Origin of the sequence: Bradyrhizobium sp. ORS 278 (assembly GCF_000026145.1) — a bacterium.
Classification (GTDB): domain Bacteria; phylum Pseudomonadota; class Alphaproteobacteria; order Rhizobiales; family Xanthobacteraceae; genus Bradyrhizobium.
In genome coordinates this window covers 4,366,050-4,390,684 of sequence record NC_009445.1, presented here as the reverse complement: position 1 = coordinate 4,390,684, position 24,635 = coordinate 4,366,050, and the positions used below count along the sequence as shown (strand labels likewise).

Genomic DNA, 24,635 nt, shown 5'->3' with positions numbered 1-24,635 from the left:
CCGCGCCGGACCGGTGTCAGGAGCGCTCCTCCCAGATCATCGCGAGATGCACGATGGTCTGCACCGCCTTCTCCATGTCACGGACGCTGACCCATTCCAGGCGCGAGTGGAAGGCGTGCTCGCCGGCGAAGATGTTGGGGCAGGGCAGCCCCATGAAGGACAGTCGCGAGCCGTCGGTGCCGCCGCGGATCGAGGTCCGCACCGGCGTCAGCCCCGCGCGGCGGATGGCGTCCTCGGCGTAGGTCACGATCTCCGGATGGTGGTCGATGACCTCCTTCATGTTGCGGTACTGCGTCTTGACCTGCATCTCGTAGCTGGAGCGCGGGTAGTCCTGCATCACCTCCTTGACGATGTCCTCGAGCAGCGCCTCCTTCTGGCGCAGGCCCTGCTCGCTGAAGTCGCGGACGATGAAGTCCAGCCGGGCCTCTTCGAGCGCGCCGGAGATGCCGACCGGATGCAGGAAGCCTTCCTTGCCCTCGGTCGTCTCCGGCGAGCAGGTGTCCTTCGGCAGGCGATCGATGATCGCCGAGGCGATCTTGATGGCGTGCTCCATCTTGCCCTTGGCAAAGCCGGGATGCGCGCTGACGCCATTGATGATGATCGTCGCGCCGTCCGCCGAGAAGGTCTCGTCCTCGATATTGCCCGCGGTCTCGCCGTCCATGGTGTAGCCGAAATCGGCGCCGAGCTTCTGCAGGTCGACCTTGTCGACGCCGCGCCCGATCTCCTCGTCGGGGGTGAACAGGATCTTGATCGTGCCGTGCTTGATTTCTGGATGATTCACGAGGAACTGCGCCGCGTCCATGATCTCGGCGATGCCGGCCTTGTTATCGGCGCCCAGCAGGGTGGTGCCGTCAGATGTGACGATGTCGCAGCCGATCTGGTCGGCCAGAGCCGGATGCTCGGCCGGGCGGATCACCTGGCTCGGATCACCAGGCAGCACGATGTCGCCGCCCTGATAGTTGCGCACGATCTGCGGCTTCACGTCGGTCCCGGAGCAGTCAGGCGAGGTGTCCATGTGCGAACAGAAGCAGATGACCGGAACGGCTTTCGCGGTCGTCGCTGGGATCGTCGCATAGACATAGCCGTGCTCGTCCATATGCGCGTCCGGCAAGCCCATGGCTTGCAGTTCGGCGGCAAGCAGCCGCCCTAGGTTCTTCTGCTTGAGGGTGGAGGGACAGGTGGGGGACGTCGGGTCAGACTGGGTATCGATCACGACGTAGCGAAGAAAGCGCTCAGTCACGGAGTGCGTATAGCTGGGCAGCAGGTCTGACATGAGCACCCCGAGGAGAATGGAGGATTATATTACCATACGTCTGACATATACTAGTATATCAGATTGGCATGCCACACGCCAAGGTTAGCGCAAGCCTTAGCGATCTTGCGATTGAACCGTCCAGGGAGCCTCTTTGCCCCCAAAAGCGCCGACGAGTTTGCAGCCTGGCTTCCGGTCTAGCATGGCTGCCTGATGTCGGCCCAGGCTGCCGACCGCTCCGAGCCGGCAAATATCAAGCTTGGCGATTCGGGCGGTCTCCTGCTCGGTACGATGCGAAACGGATGATGCTCTCGAAAAGAACGGTTGGCGCGGACTTTTGGCCCACCTGCCGCGTTTCAAGATTGCGAGCAGCGCCCGTGGGGCGGGCACCAATCCTCCATGGACGGCCGATCAAGACTTCTCACAAATCCGGTTTCATTGTCCTTGACTTCGAAACATCGCCCCTTTAAGTCGCACTCCTCCGCGGATTTCGCGATCACGCGGGAGTAGCTCAGTTGGTTAGAGCGCCGGCCTGTCACGCCGGAGGTCGCGGGTTCGAGCCCCGTCTCTCGCGCCATTTCGATGGCTCAGTACCCCCCAAAAACTCGCTCGCTTCCGAATGACCAGCGCCTTTCTGGCTTGGCTGATGGCTCTCGTCATGGAAGGAAGCCGAGGCTCGCGGTCCCGCGGAGCAGAACCCGCAAAGCAAAAGGCCGCCGAACCGGCGGCCTCAAACTGATGCAAGCCGTGGAACTCGCCTCGCTTAGCGAACCATGGGAGCGTTCGCGCTCGTTACGGCGACGGGGTTGCCGGCCTTGACGACAGCGCGCGAGGCCGTCTGGCTATAGTCGATATTGCTGCGAGCCGCGATGCCGAAGGCGGTGACGGCGATGCCTGCAATCAGAGCCACCACGACGATCTTCAGGTGTGTCGAGCGGTCCGCGGAATGGATCGAGTGGTTCATGTCAGCCTCCCGGCGTCTCAGAGCGCCACTTTGTTGCCCGTATATGTACCGCCGCTTTGTTTCGATCCGGTTTCTTGGCTTCCTCAAAATGGTTTCATTGGTTGCAGGATTGACGGTGGCAATCGGCGGTAAGCCGGCCGATCTTCCCGGGCGTCGGTCAGCGGCTCGGTCCATCGATCCAGCGCCTGTGGCCGCCGGGCTCTAAGCTTGCAACGTCTTGATTCGGCAGCCGCTCGTGACCATTTCATCAGTGAGCAAAGGCGCATCGAGCCCTTTTCCGCTCGCATCATTCGGCTGCTCGATCGCGCTCCGGCATTCCGTCTTCCGCAGCTCCGGCTTACGCACAACGTCGTGCGCGCGTGCGACGTCTCGGTCTCCAGGGCTCGCCGGTGTCGCATGTGACACCGTATTGCTGCGGGTCTGTAATACGAACGTAGCAGCCTTGCCGCGATCGCCGCGCTCAGCTGTGTGTCCGAGATTCCGCAATGTGGGGAGGGATGGCGGCCCTGAGACGGCTTGTCTTGCGCGGCTTGGTGCGCTGCGCTAAGGCTTCGACCAATTCCAATGCAGCGAGTCTGCGGTTTGCACCGAAACCGCAGAGGAAAGTGACGCCGATGACCGGCATCCTCCAGAACTATCTTCCCCTCGTCGTCTTCATAGGTGTCGCAGCCATCATCGGCGTGGTTCTGCTGATCGCGCCCTTCCTGGTCGCCTACCAGCAGCCCGATCCCGAGAAGCTCTCTGCCTACGAATGCGGCTTCAACGCGTTCGATGACGCACGCATGAAGTTCGACGTCCGCTTCTACCTGGTTGCTATCCTTTTCATCATCTTCGACCTCGAAGTCGCCTTCCTGTTCCCCTGGGCAGTCGCATTTGGCAAGCTCGGCGCCGCCGGCTTCTGGTCGATGCTGGTGTTCCTGGCCGTGCTGACGGTCGGGTTTGCCTACGAATGGAAGAAAGGCGCGCTTGAATGGGATTGAGCCCGACTCCGTCCTCCGGTCCGGTGATCGCACCGGCCCCGAAGGGCATTCTCGATCCCGCGACCGGCAGGCCTGTTGGTGCCCACGACCCGTATTTCCTCGAGGTCAAGCACGAGCTGTCGGACAAGGGATTCTTCGTTGCCACCGCTGACGACCTCATCACCTGGGCCCGCACGGGCTCGCTGATGTGGATGACGTTCGGCCTGGCCTGCTGCGCCGTCGAGATGATGCAGGTCTCGATGCCGCGCTACGACGTCGAGCGCTTCGGCTTCGCGCCGCGCGCCTCGCCGCGCCAGTCCGACGTGATGATCGTCGCGGGCACCCTGACCAACAAGATGGCGCCGGCGCTGCGCAAGGTCTACGACCAGATGCCGGAGCCGCGCTACGTCATCTCGATGGGCTCCTGCGCCAATGGCGGCGGCTACTACCACTATTCCTATTCGGTGGTCCGCGGCTGCGATCGCATCGTTCCCATTGACATCTATGTGCCCGGCTGTCCGCCGACCGCGGAAGCGCTGCTGTACGGTGTTCTGCTGCTGCAGAAGAAGATCCGTCGCACCGGCACCATTGAACGCTGAAGGTTTTCGCTATGGACGACGGCAGGCTCGACGCCCTTGGGCAGACGATCGTGAGCGCGCTTCCGGGCGCGGCGCTCGGCCACTCGGTCGCCTTCAATCAGCTCACCGTGACCGTGGATCCTGCCCGGATCGTCGAGGTCGTCAAACATCTTCGTGACGATCCCGGCTGCCGGTTCATCAACTTCACCGACATTACAGCGGTCGACTACCCGGAGCGCGCGAAGCGCTTCGAGGTGGTCTATCACTTCCTGTCGCCGACGCTGAATACCCGCATCCGTCTCAAAGCCGAAGCCGACGAGATGACGCAGGTGCCGTCGATCATCGATGTCTTTCCGGGCGCCGACTGGTTCGAGCGCGAGGCCTACGATCTCTATGGTGTGATCTTTGTCGGTCACCCCGACATGCGCCGGATCCTCACCGATTACGGCTTCGACGGCCATCCGCTGCGCAAGGACTTCCCGACGACCGGCTTCGTCGAGGTGCGCTACGACGACCAGGAGAAGCGGGTGATCTACGAGCCGGTGCGGCTCAACCAGGAATTCCGCAGGTTCGATTTCCTCTCGCCCTGGGAAGGCGCGGACTATCCGCTGCCGGGCGATGAGAAGGCGACGAAGTGAATGGGAGCGAAGGCATGAACGAGCAGAGCCCAGCACTCCGCAACTTCACGATCAATTTCGGTCCGCAGCATCCGGCGGCGCACGGCGTGCTTCGTCTCGTCCTTGAACTCGATGGCGAGGTCGTGGAGCGCGTCGATCCGCATATCGGCCTGTTGCATCGTGGCACCGAGAAGCTGATCGAGACCAAGACCTATCTGCAAGCCATGCCTTACTTCGATCGGCTCGACTATGTCGCGCCGATGAACCAGGAGCATGCGTTCTGCCTGGCTGCCGAGCGGCTGCTCGGCATCGAGGTGCCGCGCCGCGGCCAGTTGATCCGCGTGCTGTACTCCGAGATCGGCCGTCTGCTGTCGCATCTTCTGAACGTGACCACGCAGGCGATGGACGTCGGCGCGCTGACCCCGCCGCTGTGGGGATTCGAGGAGCGCGAGAAGCTGATGGTGTTCTATGAGCGGGCCTCCGGCTCGCGCATGCACGCCAACTACTTCCGCATCGGCGGCGTCCACCAGGACCTGCCGCCGAAGCTGGTCGACGACATCGACGCGTTCTGCGATCCCTTCCTCAAGGTGGTCGACGATCTCGACCAGCTCTTGACCGGCAACCGCATCTTCAAGCAGCGCAACGTCGACATCGGCGTCGTCACGCTCAAGCAGGCCTGGGAGTGGGGCTTCTCCGGCGTCATGGTGCGCGGCTCGGGCGCGGCCTGGGACCTGCGCAAGTCGCAGCCTTACGACGTCTATGCCGAGATGGAGTTCGACATTCCCATCGGCAAGAACGGCGACTGCTACGACCGCTATCTGATCCGCATGGAAGAGATGCGCCAGTCCGTGCGCATCATGAAGCAGTGCATCGCCAAGCTGCGCGCGCCGGACGGGCAGGGGCCGGTGCTGATCACCGACAACAAGATCGCGCCGCCGCGCCGTGGCGAGATGAAGCGCTCGATGGAAGCGCTGATCCATCACTTCAAGCTCTATACCGAGGGCGTTCACGTGCCGGCCGGCGAGATCTATGCCGCCGTCGAGGCGCCGAAGGGCGAGTTCGGCGTCTACCTCGTCGCCGACGGCACCAACAAGCCGTACAAGTGCAAGATCCGCGCGCCGGGCTTCGCCCATCTGCAGGCGATGGACTTCCTGTGCCGCGGCCATCTGCTGGCCGACGTCTCGGCCATCCTCGGCTCGCTCGACATCGTGTTCGGAGAGGTGGATCGCTGATGGGCCATGCGCCGATCCAGTTCGATCGTGCATCCGGAGCGCTCGAAGGAGCGAACCTCTGGGAGCGCACGGCTGCATTGGCGCTGTCCACCGGCTCGAAGATCTCCTCGCACTTCTCGCATCGCGGCTACAACCGCTGCGCCAATCTGCTTCGTCTGGCGCTGCCGGAGCGCAACCTCGCGGTGAAGCTGAATCCGGACGCCGTGTTCGAGTTCCCCTATGGCGACGGCTATTGGAGCAAGCTGCTCAACCGCGCCTATCACTATGAGGACGAGCTTGAGCTCTTGTTCCTCGGCACCGTCGATGTCGATTACACCTTCATCGATGGCGGCGCGAATTACGGCTACTGGTCGGTGCTGGTGTCGAGCGCGCCGTATGGCGCGCACAAGGCGATCGCAATAGAGCCGTCCTCGGCCAACTTCGCCAAGCTCGCCAACAATGCTGATATCAACGGCGGCCGCTTCGAAGTGATGAAGTGCGCGATCGGCGAGCGCCGCGGCGTGGCGCATTTGACCGGGACCAAGCACGAGGCCTTCAGCATCGCCGGCGACGGCGCCGGCGGCGAGCAGGTGCCGGTGATGGCGCTCGACGACCTCATCGACGATGGCAAGGTCGCAGCCTCCGGCAAGTATCTGATCAAGCTCGACGTCGAGGGCGTCGAGATCGAGGCGATCAAGGGTGGGGCGCGGTTGCTCGCGACCGACAGCATGATCCTGTGCGAGGAGCACGGCCAGGACCGCAATCACACGGTGTCGCGCTACATCCTCGACCAGACGCCGATGCAGCTGATGGTCTACGACCCCGCCAGCGGACGTTTCGAGACCGTGACCGAATTGTCGATCCTCGACCGTATCAAGGTGTCCGCGCACGTCGGCTATAACGTGTTCGGAACTGCAAGTGCCTTCTGGCAGAATCGCGTCGCTGCGCTCAATGCAGGTGCCGCGCGCCGCATGCAATGAAAGACTAGAGAGCCATGTCCGTCCGCCGTCTTGCCCCGAAGGAAGTCCAGCCCGCGAGCTTCGCGTTCACGGATGACAACCTTGCCTTCGCCAAGGCTCAGATCGCCAAATACCCGGAAGGCCGCCAGGCGTCGGCGGTGATCGCGATCCTGTGGCGCGCGCAGGAGCAGAACGAGGGCTGGGTCTCGGAAGCCGCGATCCGCGTCGTCGCCGACATGCTGGGCATGCCCTATATCCGCGTGCTGGAGATCGCGACTTTCTACACGATGTTCCAGCTGCAGCCGGTCGGCAAGAAGGCGCATGTCCAGGTCTGCGGAACCACGCCGTGCCGCCTGCGCGGTGCCGAGGAACTGATCGAGGTCTGCAAGCACCGCATCCATCACGATCCGTTCCACCTCTCCAAGGATGGCGACTTCAGCTGGGAAGAGGTGGAGTGCCTGGGCGCCTGTGTGAATGCGCCGATGGTGCAGGTGTGGAAGGATACCTATGAGGACCTGACGCCGGAAAGCTTCGGCAAGGTGCTCGACGGCTTCGCGACCGGCAACCTGCCGACGCCGGGTCCGCAGAACGGCCGCCAGTTCTCGGCGCCGGCGGGCGGACCGACCACGCTGAAGGAGAAGACATGAGCCGCCATCGCACCCGCGTTGCGGCCCTGAGCCAAGAGGGCGCCGCAATGAAGAACTGGCGCTACGTGGCCCTGCACACGGTTGCGGCGGCCGCTTTCATTTTCGTACTGCAGCGGTTCGCGCTGAACGCGACGCTGGAGTCCAGTCTGCTGTGGGCGCTGGTGTTCGGCGGCTGCGCCGCCTTCGTCGCCAACATGCAGTCGAACCGCTGATGTCAGAGGAAGCCGTCTGATGCTCGACGACAAGGACCGCATCTTCACCAATCTCTACGGCCTGCAGGATTGGGGCCTCGAGGGCGCGCGCCGGCGCGGCAGCTGGGATGGCACCAAGGGGCTGATCGACAAGGGCCGCGACTGGATCATCAACGAGATGAAGGCGTCGGGCCTGCGCGGCCGCGGCGGCGCCGGCTTCCCGACCGGCCTGAAATGGTCGTTCATGCCGAAAGAGTCGACCGACGGCCGTCCGAGCTATCTCGTGGTCAACGCCGACGAATCCGAGCCCGGCACCTGCAAGGATCGCGAGATCATGCGGCATGATCCGCATCATCTCGTCGAGGGCTGCCTGCTCGCCAGCTTCGCGATGAACGCGCACACCTGCTACATCTATGTGCGCGGCGAGTTCATCCGCGAGCGCGAGCGGCTGCAAGCGGCGATCGACCAGGCGTATGAAGCGAAGCTGGTCGGCAAGGACAACGTCCACGGCTGGCCGTTCGACATCTATGTCGCGCATGGTGCCGGCGCCTATATCTGCGGCGAAGAGACCGCGCTGCTCGAGAGCCTCGAGGGCAAGAAGGGCCAGCCGCGGCTGAAGCCGCCATTCCCGGCGAATGTTGGCCTCTATGGCTGCCCGACGACCGTCAACAATGTCGAGTCGATCGCGGTGGCGCCGACCATCCTGCGCCGCGGCGCGTCCTGGTTCGCCGGCATCGGCCGTCCGAACAATGTCGGCACCAAGCTGTTCTGCATCTCCGGTCACGTCGAGCGGCCCTGCAACGTCGAAGAGGCGATGGGCATCCCGTTCCGCGAGCTCATCGAGAAGCATTGCGGCGGCATTCGCGGCGGCTGGGACAATCTGAAGGCGGTGATCCCCGGCGGCTCGTCGGTGCGCATGGTGCCGGCCGAGCAGATCATCGACACGCCGATGGATTTCGACAGCCTGTCGAAGCTGCGCTCGGGCCTGGGCACGGCGGCCGTGATCGTGATGGACAAGTCGACCGACCTGATCCGGGCGATTGCGCGCATCTCGTATTTCTACAAGCATGAGAGCTGCGGCCAGTGCACGCCGTGCCGCGAGGGCACCGGCTGGATGTGGCGCGTGCTGACCCGCATGGCCGAGGGCCGCGCCCACAAGCGCGAGATCGACATGCTGCTGGAGGTCACCAAGCAGATCGAGGGACACACGATCTGTGCGCTGGGCGACGCCGCGGCCTGGCCGATCCAGGGCCTGATTACGCATTTCCGTCACGAGATCGAAGCGCGCATCGACCAATATTCGCACAAGGCCGATGTCGACGACGTCGGCGTGCGCGATCCCGCGCACATGGTGGCGGCGGAGTAGGTGGTGGCGGTCCTGTCCGCCAGCGAGGTTTTCCTCCGCGCTTGCGCCCTCACGGCGCGCAGCGCGGTGGTCCGTGGTTTGAGAGAGATGTGAGGCAATGACCAAGATCATCATCGATGGCAAAGAGATCGATGTGCCGCCGGAGTACACGCTGCTGCAGGCGTGCGAGGCGGCGGGCGCCGAGATTCCGCGCTTCTGCTATCACGAGCGGCTGTCGATCGCCGGCAACTGCCGGATGTGCCTCGTCGAGGTGAAGGGCGGACCGAAGCCGGTCGCGAGCTGCGCCTGGGGCGTGCGCGACTGCCGGCCGGGCCCGAAGGGCGAGCCGCCGGAGATCTCGACCCGGTCGCCGATGGTCAAGAAGGCACGCGAAGGCGTGATGGAATTCCTTCTGATCAACCATCCGCTGGACTGCCCGATCTGCGACCAGGGCGGCGAGTGCGACCTGCAGGACCAGGCGATGGGCTATGGTGTCGACACCAGCCGCTACGCCGAGAACAAGCGCGCCGTCGAGGACAAATATCTCGGCGCGCTGGTCAAGACCTCGATGACCCGCTGCATCCAGTGCACGCGTTGCGTCCGCTTCTCCGCGGAAGTGTGCGGCGTGCCGGAAATGGGCGCGACCGGTCGCGGCGAGGACATGGAGATCACGACCTATCTCGAGCAGGCGCTGAGCTCGGAGCTGCAGGGCAATCTGGTCGACATCTGCCCGGTCGGCGCGCTGACCTCAAAACCCTATGCGTTCTCGGCCCGTCCCTGGGAGCTCGGCAAGACGCAGTCGATCGACGTCATGGATGGCTTGGGCTCTGCGATCCGGGTCGACACCCGCGGCCGCGAGGTGATGCGCATCCTGCCGCGCATCAATGACGCCGTGAACGAGGAGTGGATCTCCGACAAGACCCGCCATGTCGTCGACGGCCTGCGCACGCAGCGGCTCGATCGCCCCTACGTCCGCGAGGACGGCAAGCTGCGCCCGGCGTCCTGGCCCGAGGCGTTCAAGGCGATCGCCGCAAAACTGTCGCGCATCGACGGCAAGCGCGTCGGCGCGATCGCCGGCGATCTTGCCGCCGTCGAGGAGATGTTCGCGCTCAAGGATCTGCTCGCCAAGCTCGGCTCGACCAACGTCGCGGTGCAGGGTGGCGACAGCTTCGATGCCAGGCTCGGCCGCGCGTCCTATCTGTTCAATCCGACCATCGCCGGCATCGAGCAGGCCGACGCGATCCTGATCATCGGCGCCAATCCGCGCAAGGAAGCCGCGGTGCTGAACGCCCGCATCCGCAAGCGCTGGCGTTCGGGCCAGCTCAAGGTCGGTCTGGTCGGTCCGAAGGTCGATCTCACTTATGCCTATGAGCACATCGGCGCCGGCACGGACTCGCTGAGCGACGTCGCTGCCGGCAAGCATTCCTTCGCGACCGCATTCCGCAACGCCAAGAACCCGATCGTGCTGGTCGGCGCCGGTGCGGCCGGCCGTCATGACGGCGGCGCAATCCTGGCGCTCGCCGCCAAGATCGCGATGGACGTCAACGCGGTGCGTGACGACTGGAACGGTTTTGCCGTGCTGCACGACACCGCCTCGCGGGTCGGCGCGCTCGACATCGGCTTCAACGGCACCGGGCTCACTGGCGCCCAGATGACCACCTTCGGCACCATGGACGTGATGTTCCTGCTCGGCGCCGACGAGGTCGAGGTGCCCGAAGGCGTGTTCACCGTCTACATCGGCACCCATGGCGACCGCGGCGCGCATCGCGCCGACGTCATCCTGCCCGGGGCGGCCTACACCGAGAAGTCCGGCCTCTACGTCAACACCGAGGGACGGGTGCAGATCGCGGCGCGGGCGTCGTTCCCGCCGGGCGAGGCGCGCGAGGACTGGGCGATCATCCGTGCACTGTCCGATGTGCTCGGCCGCAAGCTCGGCTACGACTCGCTGGCATCGCTGCGCGCCGAGATCGTCAAGGCGGTGCCGCATCTCGGCCGCATCGACCAGATCGAGGCCGGCACAATCGCCGACATCAAGACCCTGGCAGGCAAGGGCGGCAGCCTCGAAAAGGCGCCGTTCAAGCCTCTGATCGATGACTTCTATCTCACCAATCCGATCGCGCGCGCATCGGCGGTCATGGCGGAATGCTCCCGCTTGGCCTCCGGGCAGATGCTGACGGCAGCGGAGTGAGCGTGACCTGATGGCTGATTTCTTCGCAAGCTCGTTCTGGACCGGCTTCCTCTGGCCGCTGATCATCATGATCGCGCAGAGCGTGCTGCTCCTCGTCGTCCTCCTGATCGCGATCGCCTACATCCTGCTCGCCGACCGCAAGATCTGGGCGGCGGTGCAGATCCGCAGAGGCCCTAACGTGGTCGGGCCGTTCGGCCTATTCCAGTCGTTCGCCGACCTCCTGAAGTTCGTACTCAAGGAGCCGATCATTCCGGCCGGCGCCAACAAGGGCGTGTTCCTGTTGGCTCCGCTGGTGTCGTGCGTGCTCGCGCTGGCGGCTTGGGCTGTCATCCCGACGAATCTCGGCTGGGCGATCGCCGACATCAATGTCGGCATCCTCTTCATCTTCGCGATCTCGTCGCTGTCGATCTACGGCATCATCATGGCCGGCTGGTCGTCGAACTCGAAGTATCCGTTCCTGGCGGCGCTACGCTCGGCGGCCCAGATGGTGTCCTACGAGGTCTCGATCGGCTTCGTGATCATCACCGTGTTGCTCTGCGCCGGCACCCTGAACCTCTCGGCTGTCGTCGAGGCGCAGCATGCGCGCGGCCTCGCCAGCCTGATCGGCCTGCCGCAGCTGACGATCCTGAACTGGTATGTCTGGCCGCTGTTCCCGATGTTCGTGGTGTTCTACGTCTCGGCGCTCGCCGAGACCAACCGCCCGCCGTTCGATCTGGTTGAGGCGGAATCGGAGCTCGTCGCCGGCTTCATGGTCGAGTACGGCTCCACGCCGTATCTCCTGTTCATGCTCGGCGAATATGTCGCGATCACCACGATGTGCGCGCTGGCGACGATCCTGTTCTTGGGGGGCTGGCTGCCGCCGATCGACGTGGCGCCGTTTAACTGGGTGCCGGGCGTGATCTGGTTCGCGCTCAAGCTGTTCTTCATGTTCTTCCTGATCGCGATGGCGAAAGCGATCGTGCCGCGCTACCGCTATGACCAGTTGATGCGACTCGGCTGGAAGGTGTTCCTGCCGCTGTCGCTGGTCATGGTGGTCGTTGTCGCGGGCGTGCTGCACTTCGCCGGCATCGCGCCGAAATGAGGCTGTCATGAACATTTCCGCCACTGCACGGTCGCTGCTGCTGCAGGAGTTCGTCTCCGCGTTCTTCCTCGCGATGCGCTACTTCTTCAAGCCCAAGCCGACCCTGAACTACCCGTTCGAGAAGGGCCCGATCTCGCCGCGCTTCCGCGGCGAGCATGCGTTGCGCCGCTATCCCAACGGGGAAGAGCGCTGCATCGCCTGCAAGCTCTGCGAGGCCGTCTGCCCGGCGCAGGCGATCACCATCGAGGCCGGTCCGCGCCGCAACGACGGCACCCGCCGCACGGTGCGCTACGACATCGACATGGTGAAGTGCATCTATTGCGGCCTGTGCCAGGAAGCCTGTCCGGTCGACGCCATCGTCGAGGGCCCGAACTTCGAGTTCGCGACCGAGACCCGCGAGGAGCTCTACTATGACAAGGCCAAGCTGCTCGCGAACGGCGACCGCTGGGAGCGCGAGATCTCCAAAGCCATCGCGCTCGACGCGCCGTACCGCTGAGGCCGTCCGATGATCCTTCCTGCGCTCTTCTTTTATCTCTTCGCGGCGGTCTGCGTGGCCTCCGCCGTGATGGTGATCGTCTCGAAGAACCCCGTTCACTCGGTGCTCTATCTGATCCTCGCCTTCGTCAACGCCTCCGGCCTGTTCGTGCTGATGGGCGCGGAGTTCCTGGCGATGATCCTGATCGTCGTCTATGTCGGCGCGGTCGCGGTGTTGTTCCTGTTCGTGATCATGATGCTCGACGTGGACTTCACCGAGCTGCGCGAGGGCTTCCTGCAGTACATGCCGATCGGTCTCGTGATCGGCGGCATCTTCCTGTTCGAGCTGTTGCTGACCGTGTCCTACTGGGTCATCAACCCGTCGACGCCGAAGGCGATCACGGCGGCGATCCCGACCAACGTCACCAACACCGAGGCGCTCGGCCTCGTGCTCTATACGAAGTACGTCCATTACTTCCAGCTGTCGGGCATGATCCTGCTGGTGGCGATGATCGGCGCGATCGTGCTGACCTTGCGCCACAAGGCGAGCGTCAAGCGCCAGGACATCAACGTCCAGAACGCGCGCACGCCTGACATGGCGATGGCGGTTCGCAAGGTCGCGGTCGGGCAGGGCCTGCAGGACACGGATGCCGCGGAGTGGGTGAAATGACCATCGGACTGGGACATTACCTCGCGGTCGCCGCGATGCTGTTCACGCTCGGCATCCTCGGCATCTTCCTGAACCGCAAGAACATCATCGTCATCCTGATGTCGGTCGAGCTGATCCTGCTCGCGGTCAACATCAACCTGGTGGCGTTCTCGACCTTCCTCGGCGACATCGTCGGGCAGGTGTTCGCGCTGCTGGTGCTGACGGTCGCCGCGGCCGAGGCCGCGATCGGCCTTGCCGTGCTGGTGGTCTACTTCCGCAACCGCGGCTCGATCGCGGTCGAAGACGTCAATCTGATGAAGGGCTAAGGGCGCATGATCCGCAAGAGTGGGGGCCGGTTCGCCGGCAAGGTCATGCGTAAGGGAACGGGCGAATGATCCAGGCCATTGTGTTTCTGCCGCTGCTGGGCGCGATCCTGGCCGGCCTGATCGCGCTGCTTGGCGCCCATGGGCGCCATCCGAGTGGCGACGAGGTCGAGCATCACGACGACGGGCATGGTCACGGCGCCGCCGACGCGCATGCCCATGCGCATGACGACCACGGCCACGATGATCATGGCCACGGCCACGACGATCACCATGTCGCCGAGCCGCCGGCCTCCGGTACCTGGGCCGCGCAGGCGATCACGACCGCGCTGCTGTTCGTCTCGGCCGCGCTGTCCTGGGCGACCTTGGTCAGCGTCGGCTTCATGCACCACGAAGCCGGCGTGAAGGAGCTGCTGCCCTGGATCAATTCCGGCGAGCTGCAGGTCGCCTGGTCGCTGCGTGTCGATACGCTGACGGCCGTGATGCTGGTCGTGGTGACGAGCGTCTCCTCGCTCGTGCATCTCTATTCGATCGGCTACATGGACGAGGATCCGAACCGTCCGCGCTTCTTTGCCTATCTCTCGCTGTTCACCTTCGCGATGCTGATGCTGGTGACCGCGAACAACCTCGTGCAGCTGTTCTTCGGCTGGGAGGGCGTGGGTCTCGCCAGCTACCTGCTGATCGGCTTCTGGTTCCAGAAGCCCTCGGCCAATGCCGCCGCGATCAAGGCCTTCGTCGTCAACCGCGTCGGCGATTTCGGCTTCGCGCTCGGCATCTTCGCGATCTTCCTGCTGACGAAGTCGACCGACTTCGAGACCATCTTCGCCGCCGCGCCGAGCATCGCCGGCAAGACGACGATCAACTTCCTCGGCTGGCACGCCGACGCGCTGACCTTGACCTGTTTGCTGCTGTTCATGGGCGCCATGGGCAAGTCGGCGCAGTTCCTGCTGCACACCTGGCTGCCGGACGCGATGGAAGGTCCGACCCCGGTCTCGGCGCTGATCCATGCGGCGACCATGGTCACCGCCGGCGTCTTCATGGTGGCGCGCCTGTCGCCGCTGTTCGAGCTCGCGCCGAACGCGCAGGCCGTCGTGATGTTCTTCGGCGCCACCACGGCGTTCTTCGCGGCGACCATCGGCCTTGTGCAGAACGACATCAAGCGCATCGTCGCCTATTCGACCTGTTCGCAGCTCGGCTACATGTTCGTGGCAATGGGAGCAGGGGCCTACTCGGTCGGCATGTTCCACCTGTTCACGCACGCCTTCTTCAAGGCGTTGCTGTTCTTGGGTGCGGGCTCGGTGATCTACGCGATGCACCACGAGCAGGACATCCGCAACATGGGCGGCCTGTGGCGCAAGATCCCGTACACCTTCGCGATGATGACGGTCGGCACTCTGGCGCTGACCGGGTTCCCGGGGTTCGCCGGCTTCTTTTCCAAGGACGCGATCATCGAGACCGCCTATGCCGCGCACAATCCTTTCGCGACCTATGCCTACTTCCTGACGATCGTCGCCGCCGGCCTGACCTCGTTCTACTCCTGGCGCCTGGTGTTCAAGACCTTCTTCGGCACGCCGCACGACCAGCATCATTACGACGCGGCTCATGAAAGCCCGATCTGGATGCTGATCCCGCTCGGCGTGCTCGGGGCGGGCTCGGTCCTGGCGGGCGTCCTGTTCAAGGGCTTCTTCGTACATCCGCACGGCGTCGAGGAATTCTTCGGCGAGTCGCTGAAGATGAACCCGCACATCCTCGAAGACATGGAGCACATGCCGTTCTGGCTGGGCCAGTTGCCGCTCGCCATGATGGTCATCGGATTCTTCGTGTCCTTGTTGTTCTACGTCAAGCGTCCGGACATTCCGGAGGAGCTCGCCGCGCAGCAGCCGCTGCTCTACAACTTCCTGCTCAACAAGTGGTACTTCGACGAGCTGTATGATTTCATCTTCGTCCGTCCGGCGAAGTGGCTCGGCCGCTTCCTCTGGAAGAAGGGCGACGGGTTCGTCATCGACGGCTTCGGTCCGGACGGCGTCTCGGCGCGGGTGCTCGACGTCACGCGCAACGTCGTCAAGATCCAGACCGGTTATCTCTATCACTATGCCTTTGCCATGCTGATCGGCGTCGCCGGCCTGATCACCTGGTTCATGTTCATGGGGGGCCAGCAATGACCACCTGGCCAATTCTCTCTGTCGTCACCTTCCTGCCGCTCGTCGGCGCGCTGCTGATCTATCTGGTCCGTGGCGACGACGAGGCCGCCCAGCGCAATGCGCGCTGGATCGCGCTGTGGACCACGCTGATCACCTTCGCGGTGTCGGTGATCCTGGTGCTGCGCTTCGACCCCAACCTGACCGACTTCCAGTTCGTCGAGAAGAAGAACTGGCTGGCGGCCGGCATCAGCTACCACATGGGTGTCGACGGCATCTCGCTGCCATTCGTGATCCTGACCACCGCCTTGATGCCGTTTTGCATCATCGCTAGCTGGAAGTCGGTGAAGAACCGCCTGCGCGAATACATGATGGCGTTCCTGATCCTGGAAACGCTGATGGTCGGCACCTTCTCGGCGCTCGACCTCGTGCTGTTCTACCTGTTCTTCGAGGGCGGCCTGATCCCGATGTTCCTGATCATCGGCGTCTGGGGCGGCCCGCGCCGGGTCTACGCGTCGTTCAAGTTCTTCCTCTACACCTTGCTCGGCTCGGTGCTGATGCTGCTCGCCATCATGGCGCTGTACTGGAACGCCGGCACGACCGACATCCCGACCCTGATGCACACGGCGGTGCCGCGCAGCTTGCAGACCTGGGCCTGGCTTGCCTTCTTCGCCTCCTTCGCGGTGAAGATGCCGATGTGGCCGGTGCACACCTGGCTGCCGGATGCGCACGTCGAGGCGCCGACCGCCGGCTCGGTGATCCTGGCCGCGATCCTGCTGAAGATGGGCGGCTACGGCTTCCTGCGCTTCTCGCTGCCGATGTTCCCGCTGGCCTCGCACGACTTCGCGCCGCTGGTGTGGACGCTGTCGGCGATCGCGATCATCTACACCTCGCTGGTCGCGCTGATGCAGGAGGACATCAAGAAGCTCATCGCCTACTCGTCGGTGGCGCATATGGGCTTCGTGACGATGGGCATCTTCGCCGGCACCATGCAGGGTGTCGCCGGCGGCGTGTTCCAGATGATCTCGCACGGCATCGTCTCGGGCGCGCTGTTCCTTTGCGTCGGCGTCGTCTACGACCGCATGCACACCCGCGAGATCGCGGCCTATGGCGGCCTCGTCAACCGGATGCCGGTCTACGCGCTGGTGTTCATGGTGTTCACCATGGCCAATGTCGGTCTGCCCGGCACCTCCGGCTTCGTCGGCGAGTTCATGACCCTGCTCGGCACCTTCAAGGTGTCGATTCCGACCGCGTTCTTCGCAACCTTCGGCGTCATCCTGTCGGCCGCCTATGCGCTGTGGCTGTATCGCAAGGTGGTGTTCGGCGCGCTGACCAAGCCGTCGCTCGCGAGCATCAAGGATCTCACCTGGCGTGAAGGCATGATCCTGTTTCCGCTGGTGGCGCTGACCATCCTGTTCGGCGTCTATCCGAAGCCGATCCTGGACATGTCGGCGGCCTCGGTGCAGCAGCTCGTCACCAACTACAATACCGCCGTGACGGCCGTGAAGGCCGCCGCGCTGCTCCAATGATGAGACCTTAAGGGGTCGGGACAGAGACGATGATCGAGAATCTTGGGCCTCAGCTTTGGGTGGTGCTGCCGGAGCTGCTGCTGGCCTTGGGGGCCATGGCGCTGTTGATGCTGGGCGCGTTTCGCGGCCAGGGGACGACGGGGATCGTCACCGGCCTCGCGGTCGTGCTGCTGATCGTGGTCGGCATCCTGGTGCTGAGGCAGCCGGCCGGGCAGGCGTTCGGCGGCAGCTTCATCGCCGACAGCTATGCGCGCTTTCTGAAGATCCTGGCGATCATCGGCTCGATCGGCACGCTGGTGATGTCGGCGGAGTTTCTCTCCAAGCCGGACCGCCGCATCTTCGAATATGCGATCCTGGTGCTGCTCTCGACCTTGGGCATGCTGGTCCTGATCTCGGCCGGCGATCTGATCGCGCTCTATCTCGGCCTCGAGCTGATGTCGCTCGCGCTTTACGTCGTCGCCGCCAGCCATCGCGACAACGTCAAGTCGACCGAGGCCGGCCTGAAGTACTTCGTGCTCGGCGCGCTTTCGTCCGGCATGCTCCTCTACGGCGCCTCGCTGGTCTACGGCTTCACCGGCACGGTGAGCTTTGCCGGAATTGCCGCGGCGACCAAGACCGGCAGCGTCGGCGTGATCTTCGGCCTCGTCTTCCTGTTCGCCGGCATGTGCTTCAAGGTCTCGGCCGTGCCGTTCCACATGTGGACGCCGGACGTCTATGAAGGCGCGCCGACGCCGGTGACGGCGTTCTTCGCCTCGGCACCGAAGGTCGCCGCGATCGCCGTGTTCGCGCGCGTCGCGCTCACCGCGTTCCCGGGCATCACCTTCCAGTGGCAGCAGATCATCGTGTTCGTTTCGATCGCCTCGATGGCGCTCGGCTCGTTCGCCGCGATCGGCCAGACCAACATCAAGCGGCTGATGGCCTACTCGTCGATCGGCCACATGGGCTTCGCGCTGGTCGGCCTCGCCGCCGGCACGGTGGAAGGCGCGCAGGGCGTGCTGACCTATATCGCGATCTATGTCGCGATGACGCTGGGCTCATTCGCGGTGATCATGGCGATCAAGCGCAACGGCCAGTCGTTCGAGAAGATCAGCGACTTCGCCGGTCTGTCCCGCACCAACCCGCTGCTGGCCTTCTTCTTCGCAATGCTCTTGTTCTCGCTGGCCGGCGTCCCGCCACTCGCGGGCTTCTTCGCCAAATGGTACGTCTTCGTCGCCGCGATCAAGGGCGGTCTGTTCACGCTGTCGGTGATCGGCGTGCTGACCAGCGTCGTCGGCGCCTACTATTATCTGCTCATCGTCAAGACGATGTATTTCGACCAGCCGCTGCCGACGGTCGATCCGGTCCGGATCGAGCTGCGCACCGTGCTCGCGATCTCCGGCATCTTCAACATCCTGTTCTTCGCCTATCCCGGCCCGCTGGTCAGCGCCGCTGCGGCCGCGGCGAAGTCGCTGTTCTAGATGACGTTGGCGCTCGGAGCCCGTGCCGCTGCCGGCGGCTACGGGCTCGTCGTCTTCGATCAGGCCGGCTCGACCAATGTCGAGGCCTTGGTCGCGGCGCGGAACGGCGCGAAAGCGCCTTGCTGGTTCGTGACCACGGAGCAGACGGCGGGGCGCGGCCGCCGCCATCGACCCTGGATCGCCCCGCGCGGCAACCTGGCGTCCTCCGTGCTCGAAGTGCTCGACGTCATTCCGGCCGTCGCCGCGACGCTCGGATTTGCGGCCTGCCTTGCGATCGAAAACGCTCTGCGCCAGGTCAGCCTCGAGGCTGTGCTGCGGTCCGGTGGCAGCCCGGCACTGGATCTCGCGGTGAAATGGCCGAACGACGTGCTCGCGGGCGGACGCAAGATCGTCGGTATGCTGCTCGAGGCCGAGCAGGTAGCCTCCGGGCTGGCTGTCGTGGCCGGCATCGGCACCAATGTGGTGGCGGCGCCGACCGATACCCCGACACCGGCGGTCTCGCTGCGGGACCTCGGCGTCGAGGTCAGCGCCGAGGACCTGTTCACGGCGCTCTCCGACAATTGGGTCGAATATTTCGGCATCTGGAACGCGGGTCGCGGCTTCGGCGACATCCGAAAGCTGTGGCTTGAGCGGGCAGCAGGGCTCGGTCAGCCCGTCGCGATCAGGTCCGGACATGCTATCATCGAGGGGATTTTCGACACGATCGACGAACAGGGTTGTATGCTGGTGCGGACCGCGGAGGGACGATTGGAGCCGATCACGGCCGGTGATGTTCATTTCGGCTCGGTCGCATCCAAGGGAGCGGTCTAGATGGCACGTCCGGACGAACTGACCTTTGCGCCGCTCGGCGGCGTGGGCGAGATCGGCATGAACCTGTCGATCTACGGCCTCGGCAACCGCCACCAGCGCTCCTGGCTCGCGATCGATCTCGGCGTCTCCTTCGGCGACGAGGAGCATCTGCCGGGCATCGATCTGATCATGCCGGACGTGAGCTTCCTGGAGAAGGAGGGCAAGAACCTCGTCGGCCTGGTGCTGACCCACGCGCATGAAGACCATTTCGGCGCGATCATCGATCTCTGGCCGCGGCTGAAATGCCCGATCTACGCGACCAAGTTCAGCGCGGCGTTGTTCGAGGCGAAGTGCGAAGCCGAGCGGTTGCCGGCCAAGATTCCGGTCAAGGTGATCCCGTCGGGCGGCCGCGTCGATATCGGCCCGTTCAACGTCGAGTTCATCCCGGTCGCGCATTCGATTCCGGAATCGCATGCGCTCGCCATCCACACCGAGGTCGGCACTGTCCTGCACACCGGCGACTGGAAGATCGATCCGACGCCGGTGCTGGGCGCGCCGACCGACGAGAAGCGGCTGCGCGAGCTCGGCGATGCCGGGCTGCTCGCGCTCATCGGCGACTCGACCAACGCTGTGCGCGAGGGACGTTCGCCGTCCGAGGCCGAAGTCGCCAAGAGCATCGCCAAGCTGGTCAAGGAAGCGAAGGGGCGCGTCGCCGTCACTACCTTCGCCTCCAACGTGGCGCGTATTCGCGCCGTCGCCGATGCGGCACGCGAGGCCGAGCGCGAGGTCGTCATCGTCGGCCGCGCCATGGAGCGCGTTGTGCAGGTGGCGCGCGAGACCGGCTATCTCGACGGCGTGCAGAACTTCCGCGGCATGGATCTCTACGGCCACTTTCCGCCGGACAAGGTGCTGGCGCTTTGCACCGGCAGCCAGGGCGAGCCGCGCGCGGCGCTGGCGCGTATCGCCAATGACGATCATCCGCTGGTCACGCTCAACAAGGGCGACACGGTCATCTTCTCCTCGCGCACCATCCCCGGCAATGAGAAGGCCGTCGGCGCGGTGATCAATGGACTGGTGCAGCAGGGCATTGAGATCATCACCGATCGCGATCATCTGGTGCACGTTTCCGGCCATCCGCGCCGCGACGAGCTGCGCGACATGATCGCCTGGACGCGGCCTCAGCTCTTGATCCCCGTCCATGGCGAGGCGCTGCACCTCAACGAGCACGCCAAGCTGGCGCGCGCCTGCGGCGTGCCGAGGGTCATCACCTGCCGCAATGGCGATCTGGTCAAGCTTGGGCCAGGCGACCCCGGCATCATCGACGAACTGCCATCGGGCCGGCTCTACAAGGACGGTACCATCCTCGAGGACTCGAAGTCGCGCGCCGTTGTCGAGCGCCGCAAGATGAGTTTTGCCGGCTGCATCTTCGTGGCCATGGCCGTCACCGAGAAGGGCGAGCTCGCCGACGATCCCGAAGTCGACATGGTCGGCATTCCCGAGAAGACGACGGCGGGCGAGCCGATGGACGACATCGTGTTCGACGCCGTGGTCTCGACCTTCGAAGGCCTGCCGCGGGCGCGCCGGCGTGATCCGGACGCTGCGGCCGAGTCGGTGCGGCGCGCGGTGCGCTCCGCGGTCAACGAGCAGTGGGGCAAGAAACCGATCTGCCTCGTTCACGTATTGGAAGTCTGAGCAAGCAAGGCCGATCGAACGGCCGCGATACAAGAGTGGAGGATGTCATGCTGGGCCGGCTCAATCACGTCGCGATCGCGGTCAAGGACGCGGAGAAGGCTGCGAAGATCTACGGCGCGGCGTTCGGCGCCGAGATCTCCTCGGCGGTCCCGCTGCCGGAGCACGGCGTGATAACCGTGTTCGTCACCTTGCCGAACACCAAGATCGAGTTCATCCAGCCGCTCGGCGAGGCTTCGCCGATCTCCAAGTTTCTCGAGCGCAATGCCGATGGTGGCATCCACCACGTCTGCTACGAGGTGGCCGATATCATCGCCTCGCGCGATACGCTGATCAAGGAAGGCGCCCGCGTGCTCGGCGACGGCCAGCCGAAGATCGGCGCGCATGGCAAGCCCGTGCTGTTCCTGCACCCGAAGGATTTTTCGGGCGCGCTTGTCGAGATCGAGCAGGCCTGAGGCAGCGCGATCATGGCCTATACGATCTCAACCTGGCTCGCGATCTACTTCGTGATGTGGTGGGTGACCTTGTTCGTCACCCTGCCGTTCGGCGTGCGTAGCCAGCACGAGACTGGCGGCGCGTCGCCCGGCACCGATCCCGGCGCGCCGACCATCAGCCTGATGGGCCGCCGCCTGATTTGGACCACGCTGCTCTCGGCCGTGGTTTTCGGCCTTGGGCTTGCGGCCTATCAGGCCGGTTATCTCAACATCGAGCGGCTTTCGAAGCTGATGGGCATGCCGTTCTAGACGACCGTTAATGGATGCCCCGCTTTCGCGGAGCATGCAGCGGTGGAGATGGCGAGAACGCGACACGGGAACAACCGGTTCTAAGGAAACGCTCGTCCCGTCCGCTTGCGTCGCACAACATCCTCTCCGGCCGATGCGCGGACGCGCGTCGGCTTTTTTGCTATAGGAGATGACAACAAGATCGACAGGGAGGTCGCGCGTGACGACATCGGGCGCAGCCGGGCAGGGGACGCCGTCAGGCTATCGCATTCTCAATGAACCCGATTTGCGCGGCACCCTCGCAGCCGTGCCGGCGGTCGCAGCTCAACTCGGCGGGCCGGCCGAGCACTGGTCGATCACCGAGGTCGGCGACGGCAATCTCAATCTCGTTTTCATCGTCAAGGGCACGGCTGGCGGCCTCGCCGTGAAGCAGGCTCTGCCTTATGTGCGCCTGGTCGGCGAAAGCTGGCCGCTGCCGCTGTCACGCGCCCACTACGAGCATCTGGCGCTGGCGCATCAGAACCGTCTCGCGCCCGGCCTCGTACCGGCGATCGTGCATCATGACCCGGCGCTGGCGCTCACGGCGATGGAGCTGCTCGAGCCGCACATCATCATGCGCAAGGGGCTGGTCGCAGGTACGATCTATCCGGCCTTCGTCGATCACATCACGACGTTCATGGCGCGGACGCTGTTCTTCTCGTCGGACCTCGCGCTCTCGGCGGCAGCCAAGAAGGAAGCGATCGCCAGCTTTGCCGGCAATCACGCGCTGTGCAAGATCACCGAGGATCTGATCTTCACCGATCCCTATCGCATCGCCGAGCAGAACCGCTGGACCGCGCCGTGGCTCGACGCGACCGCCGCCGACATCCGCGCCGATCTCGATCTGCATGTCGCGATCTCCCGGCTGAAGCTGAAATTCCTGTCGAGCGCCGAGGCGCTGATCCATGGTGATCTGCACACCGGCTCGATCATGGTCACGGAGCGAGAGACCAAGGTGATCGATCCCGAATTCGCCTTCTATGGCCCGATGGGATTCGATGTCGGCGCGGTGCTGGCCAATCTGCTGATGGCGTATTTCGCGTCCGCCGGTCATGAGCGATCGCACGGCGACAGAGAGGCCTTCGAGAGCTGGGTGCTTGGTACGGCCGGCCAGGTCTGGAGTGGATTCGCGGACAAGTTCCTGGAGTTGTGGCGCAGCGGAGCGACTGGCGATGCCTATCCGCTTTCGCTGTTTCCCGACGAGTCGGGCGCAGCACGGCTAGAGGCGGAGCGACAGGCCTACATGGCCAGGGTGTTTCACGACGCCGTCGGTTTCACGGCAGCCAAGATCATCCGTCGCATTCTGGGGCTCGCGCATAACATCGATTTCGAATTGATCGAGGATCCAAGGCGGCGCGCGATAAGCGAGGCGCGGGCGCTACGACTCGCGCGAAGGCTGATGGTGGAGACAGCGTCCTTCGCGTCGGTCGAAGCGGTGACGACGGCTGCGCGCGACTTGCGCCACTGGCAGCCAGCCTTCTAGGCCGCGTCATTGCGAGGAGCGATCTGGTAGCCCGGATGAGCGGAGCGACATCCGGGTTCTCAGATCATGCGCGTGAGACCCCCCATGTCGCTCCGCTCATGCGGGCTACGGGGTCCGAGCGGATGACTTCATCTCGCTTGGAATGGAAAGCGCTGCGTAGGGTGGGCAAAGGCGCGCCTCAAACGATCGATTGTGCCTCGATCTGTCCTGCGCCGTGCCCACCATCGCGCACCGGGCTCGCGGTTGGACGGTGGGCACGCTGCCGCCTTCGGCGGCTGCTTTGCCCATCCTACGGCATTACGCTCAATCCGCCGCCTTTGCGCGCAGGCGTTGGGCGTAGACGTTGATCACCAATGCCGCCAGCAGGATCAGACCGCGGATCAGGATCTTCAGGAAGCTATCAATGTTGACGTGGTCGAGGCCGTTGTTGAGCACGCCGAGCACGAACAGGCCGACGATGGTATTTCCGATGCCGCCGCGGCCGCCGAACAGGCTGGTGCCGCCGACCACGACCGCGGCGATCGAGTCGAGCAGATAGGTGTCGAACTCGTTCTGCTGCGCGCTGCCGAAATGCGCCACGCCGAGCATGCCGCCGATGCCCGAGCAGACCGCCGAGATCACCATCACGCTGCCTAGGATGAGCTTGACGTTCAGGCCGGAATATTCCGCCGCTTCGCGGTTGCCGCCGACCATGTAGACGTAGCGGCCGAAGCGCGTGTAGGTCAGCACGAGGTGGCCGAGCAGAAGCATCAGCGCGGCGACGACCACGATCCAGGGGATACCGGCGATCGAGCCGGAGCCCAGCGTCGTGATCAAGGGCGGTACCTTGTAGGCGATCTGGCCGCGCACCAGCATGGCCGAGATGCCCGCAGCGATCTGCATCATCGCCAAGGTCATGATGAAGGAGGGGATGCCGATGACGGTCAGGCCAAAGGCGTTGACCACACCGAGCAGTGCGCACAGCGCCAGCGCCAGCAAAATCGCGGCAACGCCCGGCAGCGGGACATTGGCGATATTGACGTAGGACTCCTGCAAGGTGAAGTAGGCGACCGCGATGCCGGTGACGTTGGCGATGGCCGCGATCGACAGGTCGATCTCGGCGCAGAGGATGACGAAGGTCAGGCCGACGGCGATGATGCCGGTGACGGACACCTGCGTCAGGATGTTGCCGACATTGTCGAGCGTCGCGAAGGACGGGCTGGCTATCGCGAAGAACGCCGTAAGGAAGATCAAGGTCAGGAACGGCGCGATGTTGCGCATCTGCGACCGCAGCAGCGACGCGATGCCGCCGGCGCGGCGCGCTTGCGCCTCCGGCATCGGAACTGTGTCGCCATGCGCCATGGACGTCTCC

The 24,635-nt window shown here is 64.4% G+C and carries 24 protein-coding genes and 1 tRNA gene; 22 read left to right on the top strand and 3 right to left on the bottom strand.

Annotated elements, in window-relative coordinates; translation table 11 throughout:
* Positions 1 to 16 precede the first annotated feature (16 nt).
* A complete protein-coding gene (gene pepT, locus BRADO_RS19535) occupies positions 17 to 1,273 on the bottom strand; it encodes a peptidase T (RefSeq protein WP_011927066.1) in 1,257 nt (418 codons plus the stop codon).
* 479 nt (positions 1,274 to 1,752) lie between these two features.
* Here pepT and BRADO_RS19530 point away from each other — a divergent pair.
* Positions 1,753 to 1,829 (top strand) — tRNA-Asp (locus tag BRADO_RS19530).
* 186 nt (positions 1,830 to 2,015) lie between these two features.
* On the opposite strand, the gene BRADO_RS19525 is transcribed toward BRADO_RS19530, so the two are convergent.
* Positions 2,016 to 2,216: a hypothetical protein gene (locus BRADO_RS19525; protein WP_011927065.1), complete on the bottom strand. Its 201-nt coding sequence runs from the start codon at positions 2,214 to 2,216 to the stop codon at positions 2,016 to 2,018.
* A 614-nt stretch (positions 2,217 to 2,830) separates the two neighbouring features.
* Between BRADO_RS19525 and BRADO_RS19520 the strand changes: the two genes are divergently transcribed.
* From BRADO_RS19520 to mtnK, 21 genes are all read left to right on the top strand, one after another.
* Entirely contained in the window at positions 2,831 to 3,196 is a 366-nt protein-coding gene (locus BRADO_RS19520) for an NADH-quinone oxidoreductase subunit A (RefSeq protein ID WP_008964559.1), read from the top strand.
* Positions 3,193 to 3,774: an NADH-quinone oxidoreductase subunit B family protein gene (locus tag BRADO_RS19515; RefSeq protein ID WP_011927063.1), complete on the top strand. Its 582-nt coding sequence runs from the start codon at positions 3,193 to 3,195 to the stop codon at positions 3,772 to 3,774. The genes BRADO_RS19520 and BRADO_RS19515 overlap by 4 nt, the downstream gene beginning before the upstream one ends.
* A gap of 11 nt (positions 3,775 to 3,785) precedes the next feature.
* Complete coding sequence (locus BRADO_RS19510; RefSeq protein ID WP_011927062.1) at positions 3,786 to 4,391, top strand: NADH-quinone oxidoreductase subunit C; 606 nt, start codon at positions 3,786 to 3,788, stop codon at positions 4,389 to 4,391.
* A 14-nt stretch (positions 4,392 to 4,405) separates the two neighbouring features.
* Positions 4,406 to 5,602, top strand: coding sequence for an NADH-quinone oxidoreductase subunit D (locus BRADO_RS19505; protein ID WP_011927061.1), 1,197 nt, complete (start codon positions 4,406 to 4,408; stop codon positions 5,600 to 5,602).
* Positions 5,602 to 6,561 (top strand): FkbM family methyltransferase, encoded by a 960-nt coding sequence (locus tag BRADO_RS19500; protein WP_011927060.1) that lies wholly within the window; start codon positions 5,602 to 5,604, stop codon positions 6,559 to 6,561. Before BRADO_RS19505 ends, BRADO_RS19500 begins: the two co-directional genes overlap by 1 nt.
* Positions 6,562 to 6,575: 14 nt before the next feature.
* Complete coding sequence (nuoE, locus tag BRADO_RS19495) at positions 6,576 to 7,187, top strand: NADH-quinone oxidoreductase subunit NuoE (RefSeq protein WP_011927059.1); 612 nt, start codon at positions 6,576 to 6,578, stop codon at positions 7,185 to 7,187.
* Complete coding sequence (locus BRADO_RS19490; protein ID WP_011927058.1) at positions 7,184 to 7,399, top strand: hypothetical protein; 216 nt, start codon at positions 7,184 to 7,186, stop codon at positions 7,397 to 7,399. The genes nuoE and BRADO_RS19490 overlap by 4 nt, the downstream gene beginning before the upstream one ends.
* Before the next feature lie 19 nt (positions 7,400 to 7,418).
* Complete coding sequence (nuoF, locus tag BRADO_RS19485) at positions 7,419 to 8,744, top strand: NADH-quinone oxidoreductase subunit NuoF (protein ID WP_011927057.1); 1,326 nt, start codon at positions 7,419 to 7,421, stop codon at positions 8,742 to 8,744.
* Between the two features lie 97 nt (positions 8,745 to 8,841).
* Entirely contained in the window at positions 8,842 to 10,911 is a 2,070-nt protein-coding gene (nuoG, locus tag BRADO_RS19480; RefSeq protein WP_011927056.1) for an NADH-quinone oxidoreductase subunit NuoG, read from the top strand.
* A gap of 10 nt (positions 10,912 to 10,921) precedes the next feature.
* Entirely contained in the window at positions 10,922 to 11,992 is a 1,071-nt protein-coding gene (nuoH, locus tag BRADO_RS19475) for an NADH-quinone oxidoreductase subunit NuoH (RefSeq protein WP_011927055.1), read from the top strand.
* 7 nt (positions 11,993 to 11,999) lie between these two features.
* Positions 12,000 to 12,488 (top strand): NADH-quinone oxidoreductase subunit NuoI, encoded by a 489-nt coding sequence (gene nuoI / locus BRADO_RS19470; RefSeq protein ID WP_008964550.1) that lies wholly within the window; start codon positions 12,000 to 12,002, stop codon positions 12,486 to 12,488.
* Between the two features lie 9 nt (positions 12,489 to 12,497).
* A complete protein-coding gene (locus tag BRADO_RS19465; RefSeq protein WP_011927054.1) occupies positions 12,498 to 13,136 on the top strand; it encodes an NADH-quinone oxidoreductase subunit J in 639 nt (212 codons plus the stop codon).
* Positions 13,133 to 13,441, top strand: a complete 309-nt coding sequence (gene nuoK / locus BRADO_RS19460) for an NADH-quinone oxidoreductase subunit NuoK (protein ID WP_006611001.1) — start codon at positions 13,133 to 13,135, stop codon at positions 13,439 to 13,441. Before BRADO_RS19465 ends, nuoK begins: the two co-directional genes overlap by 4 nt.
* A 65-nt stretch (positions 13,442 to 13,506) precedes the next feature.
* Positions 13,507 to 15,600 (top strand): NADH-quinone oxidoreductase subunit L, encoded by a 2,094-nt coding sequence (gene nuoL, locus BRADO_RS19455; RefSeq protein WP_011927053.1) that lies wholly within the window; start codon positions 13,507 to 13,509, stop codon positions 15,598 to 15,600.
* The gene (locus tag BRADO_RS19450) at positions 15,597 to 17,105 is read left to right on the top strand and encodes an NADH-quinone oxidoreductase subunit M (RefSeq protein ID WP_011927052.1); all 1,509 of its coding nucleotides are present in this window, start codon (positions 15,597 to 15,599) and stop codon (positions 17,103 to 17,105) included. The genes nuoL and BRADO_RS19450 overlap by 4 nt, the downstream gene beginning before the upstream one ends.
* A 29-nt stretch (positions 17,106 to 17,134) precedes the next feature.
* Positions 17,135 to 18,562 carry an NADH-quinone oxidoreductase subunit NuoN gene (gene nuoN, locus BRADO_RS19445; RefSeq protein WP_011927051.1) on the top strand — a complete coding sequence of 476 codons (1,428 nt, stop codon included), beginning with the start codon at positions 17,135 to 17,137 and terminating at the stop codon, positions 18,560 to 18,562.
* Positions 18,563 to 19,372: a biotin--[acetyl-CoA-carboxylase] ligase gene (locus BRADO_RS19440; RefSeq protein ID WP_011927050.1), complete on the top strand. Its 810-nt coding sequence runs from the start codon at positions 18,563 to 18,565 to the stop codon at positions 19,370 to 19,372. It begins immediately after the preceding gene.
* Complete coding sequence (locus tag BRADO_RS19435; protein ID WP_011927049.1) at positions 19,373 to 21,043, top strand: ribonuclease J; 1,671 nt, start codon at positions 19,373 to 19,375, stop codon at positions 21,041 to 21,043.
* Between the two features lie 47 nt (positions 21,044 to 21,090).
* A complete protein-coding gene (gene mce / locus BRADO_RS19430; RefSeq protein WP_011927048.1) occupies positions 21,091 to 21,495 on the top strand; it encodes a methylmalonyl-CoA epimerase in 405 nt (134 codons plus the stop codon).
* A gap of 12 nt (positions 21,496 to 21,507) precedes the next feature.
* Positions 21,508 to 21,783 (top strand): DUF1467 family protein, encoded by a 276-nt coding sequence (locus BRADO_RS19425; RefSeq protein ID WP_011927047.1) that lies wholly within the window; start codon positions 21,508 to 21,510, stop codon positions 21,781 to 21,783.
* Between the two features lie 199 nt (positions 21,784 to 21,982).
* Complete coding sequence (gene mtnK, locus BRADO_RS19420) at positions 21,983 to 23,284, top strand: S-methyl-5-thioribose kinase (RefSeq protein ID WP_011927046.1); 1,302 nt, start codon at positions 21,983 to 21,985, stop codon at positions 23,282 to 23,284.
* A gap of 303 nt (positions 23,285 to 23,587) precedes the next feature.
* On the opposite strand, the gene BRADO_RS19415 is transcribed toward mtnK, so the two are convergent.
* Positions 23,588 to 24,625: an ABC transporter permease gene (locus BRADO_RS19415; RefSeq protein WP_011927045.1), complete on the bottom strand. Its 1,038-nt coding sequence runs from the start codon at positions 24,623 to 24,625 to the stop codon at positions 23,588 to 23,590.
* Positions 24,626 to 24,635: the final 10 nt, after the last annotated feature.

Excerpts from the sequence above, each read along its gene's own strand:
- pepT (WP_011927066.1), bottom strand. The coding sequence starts at position 1,273 with ATGTCAGACCTGCTGCCCAGCTATACGCACTCCGTGACTGAGCGCTTT.
- BRADO_RS19525 (WP_011927065.1), bottom strand. The coding sequence starts at position 2,216 with ATGAACCACTCGATCCATTCCGCGGACCGCTCGACACACCTGAAGATC.
- BRADO_RS19520 (WP_008964559.1), top strand. The coding sequence starts at position 2,831 with ATGACCGGCATCCTCCAGAACTATCTTCCCCTCGTCGTCTTCATAGGT.
- BRADO_RS19510 (WP_011927062.1), top strand. The coding sequence starts at position 3,786 with ATGGACGACGGCAGGCTCGACGCCCTTGGGCAGACGATCGTGAGCGCG.
- BRADO_RS19505 (WP_011927061.1), top strand. The coding sequence starts at position 4,406 with ATGAACGAGCAGAGCCCAGCACTCCGCAACTTCACGATCAATTTCGGT.
- BRADO_RS19500 (WP_011927060.1), top strand. The coding sequence starts at position 5,602 with ATGGGCCATGCGCCGATCCAGTTCGATCGTGCATCCGGAGCGCTCGAA.
- nuoE (WP_011927059.1), top strand. The coding sequence starts at position 6,576 with ATGTCCGTCCGCCGTCTTGCCCCGAAGGAAGTCCAGCCCGCGAGCTTC.
- BRADO_RS19490 (WP_011927058.1), top strand. The coding sequence starts at position 7,184 with ATGAGCCGCCATCGCACCCGCGTTGCGGCCCTGAGCCAAGAGGGCGCC.
- nuoF (WP_011927057.1), top strand. The coding sequence starts at position 7,419 with ATGCTCGACGACAAGGACCGCATCTTCACCAATCTCTACGGCCTGCAG.
- nuoG (WP_011927056.1), top strand. The coding sequence starts at position 8,842 with ATGACCAAGATCATCATCGATGGCAAAGAGATCGATGTGCCGCCGGAG.
- nuoH (WP_011927055.1), top strand. The coding sequence starts at position 10,922 with ATGGCTGATTTCTTCGCAAGCTCGTTCTGGACCGGCTTCCTCTGGCCG.
- nuoI (WP_008964550.1), top strand. The coding sequence starts at position 12,000 with ATGAACATTTCCGCCACTGCACGGTCGCTGCTGCTGCAGGAGTTCGTC.
- BRADO_RS19465 (WP_011927054.1), top strand. The coding sequence starts at position 12,498 with ATGATCCTTCCTGCGCTCTTCTTTTATCTCTTCGCGGCGGTCTGCGTG.
- nuoK (WP_006611001.1), top strand. The coding sequence starts at position 13,133 with ATGACCATCGGACTGGGACATTACCTCGCGGTCGCCGCGATGCTGTTC.
- nuoL (WP_011927053.1), top strand. The coding sequence starts at position 13,507 with ATGATCCAGGCCATTGTGTTTCTGCCGCTGCTGGGCGCGATCCTGGCC.
- BRADO_RS19450 (WP_011927052.1), top strand. The coding sequence starts at position 15,597 with ATGACCACCTGGCCAATTCTCTCTGTCGTCACCTTCCTGCCGCTCGTC.
- nuoN (WP_011927051.1), top strand. The coding sequence starts at position 17,135 with ATGATCGAGAATCTTGGGCCTCAGCTTTGGGTGGTGCTGCCGGAGCTG.
- BRADO_RS19440 (WP_011927050.1), top strand. The coding sequence starts at position 18,563 with ATGACGTTGGCGCTCGGAGCCCGTGCCGCTGCCGGCGGCTACGGGCTC.
- BRADO_RS19435 (WP_011927049.1), top strand. The coding sequence starts at position 19,373 with ATGGCACGTCCGGACGAACTGACCTTTGCGCCGCTCGGCGGCGTGGGC.
- mce (WP_011927048.1), top strand. The coding sequence starts at position 21,091 with ATGCTGGGCCGGCTCAATCACGTCGCGATCGCGGTCAAGGACGCGGAG.
- BRADO_RS19425 (WP_011927047.1), top strand. The coding sequence starts at position 21,508 with ATGGCCTATACGATCTCAACCTGGCTCGCGATCTACTTCGTGATGTGG.
- BRADO_RS19415 (WP_011927045.1), bottom strand. The coding sequence starts at position 24,625 with ATGGCGCATGGCGACACAGTTCCGATGCCGGAGGCGCAAGCGCGCCGC.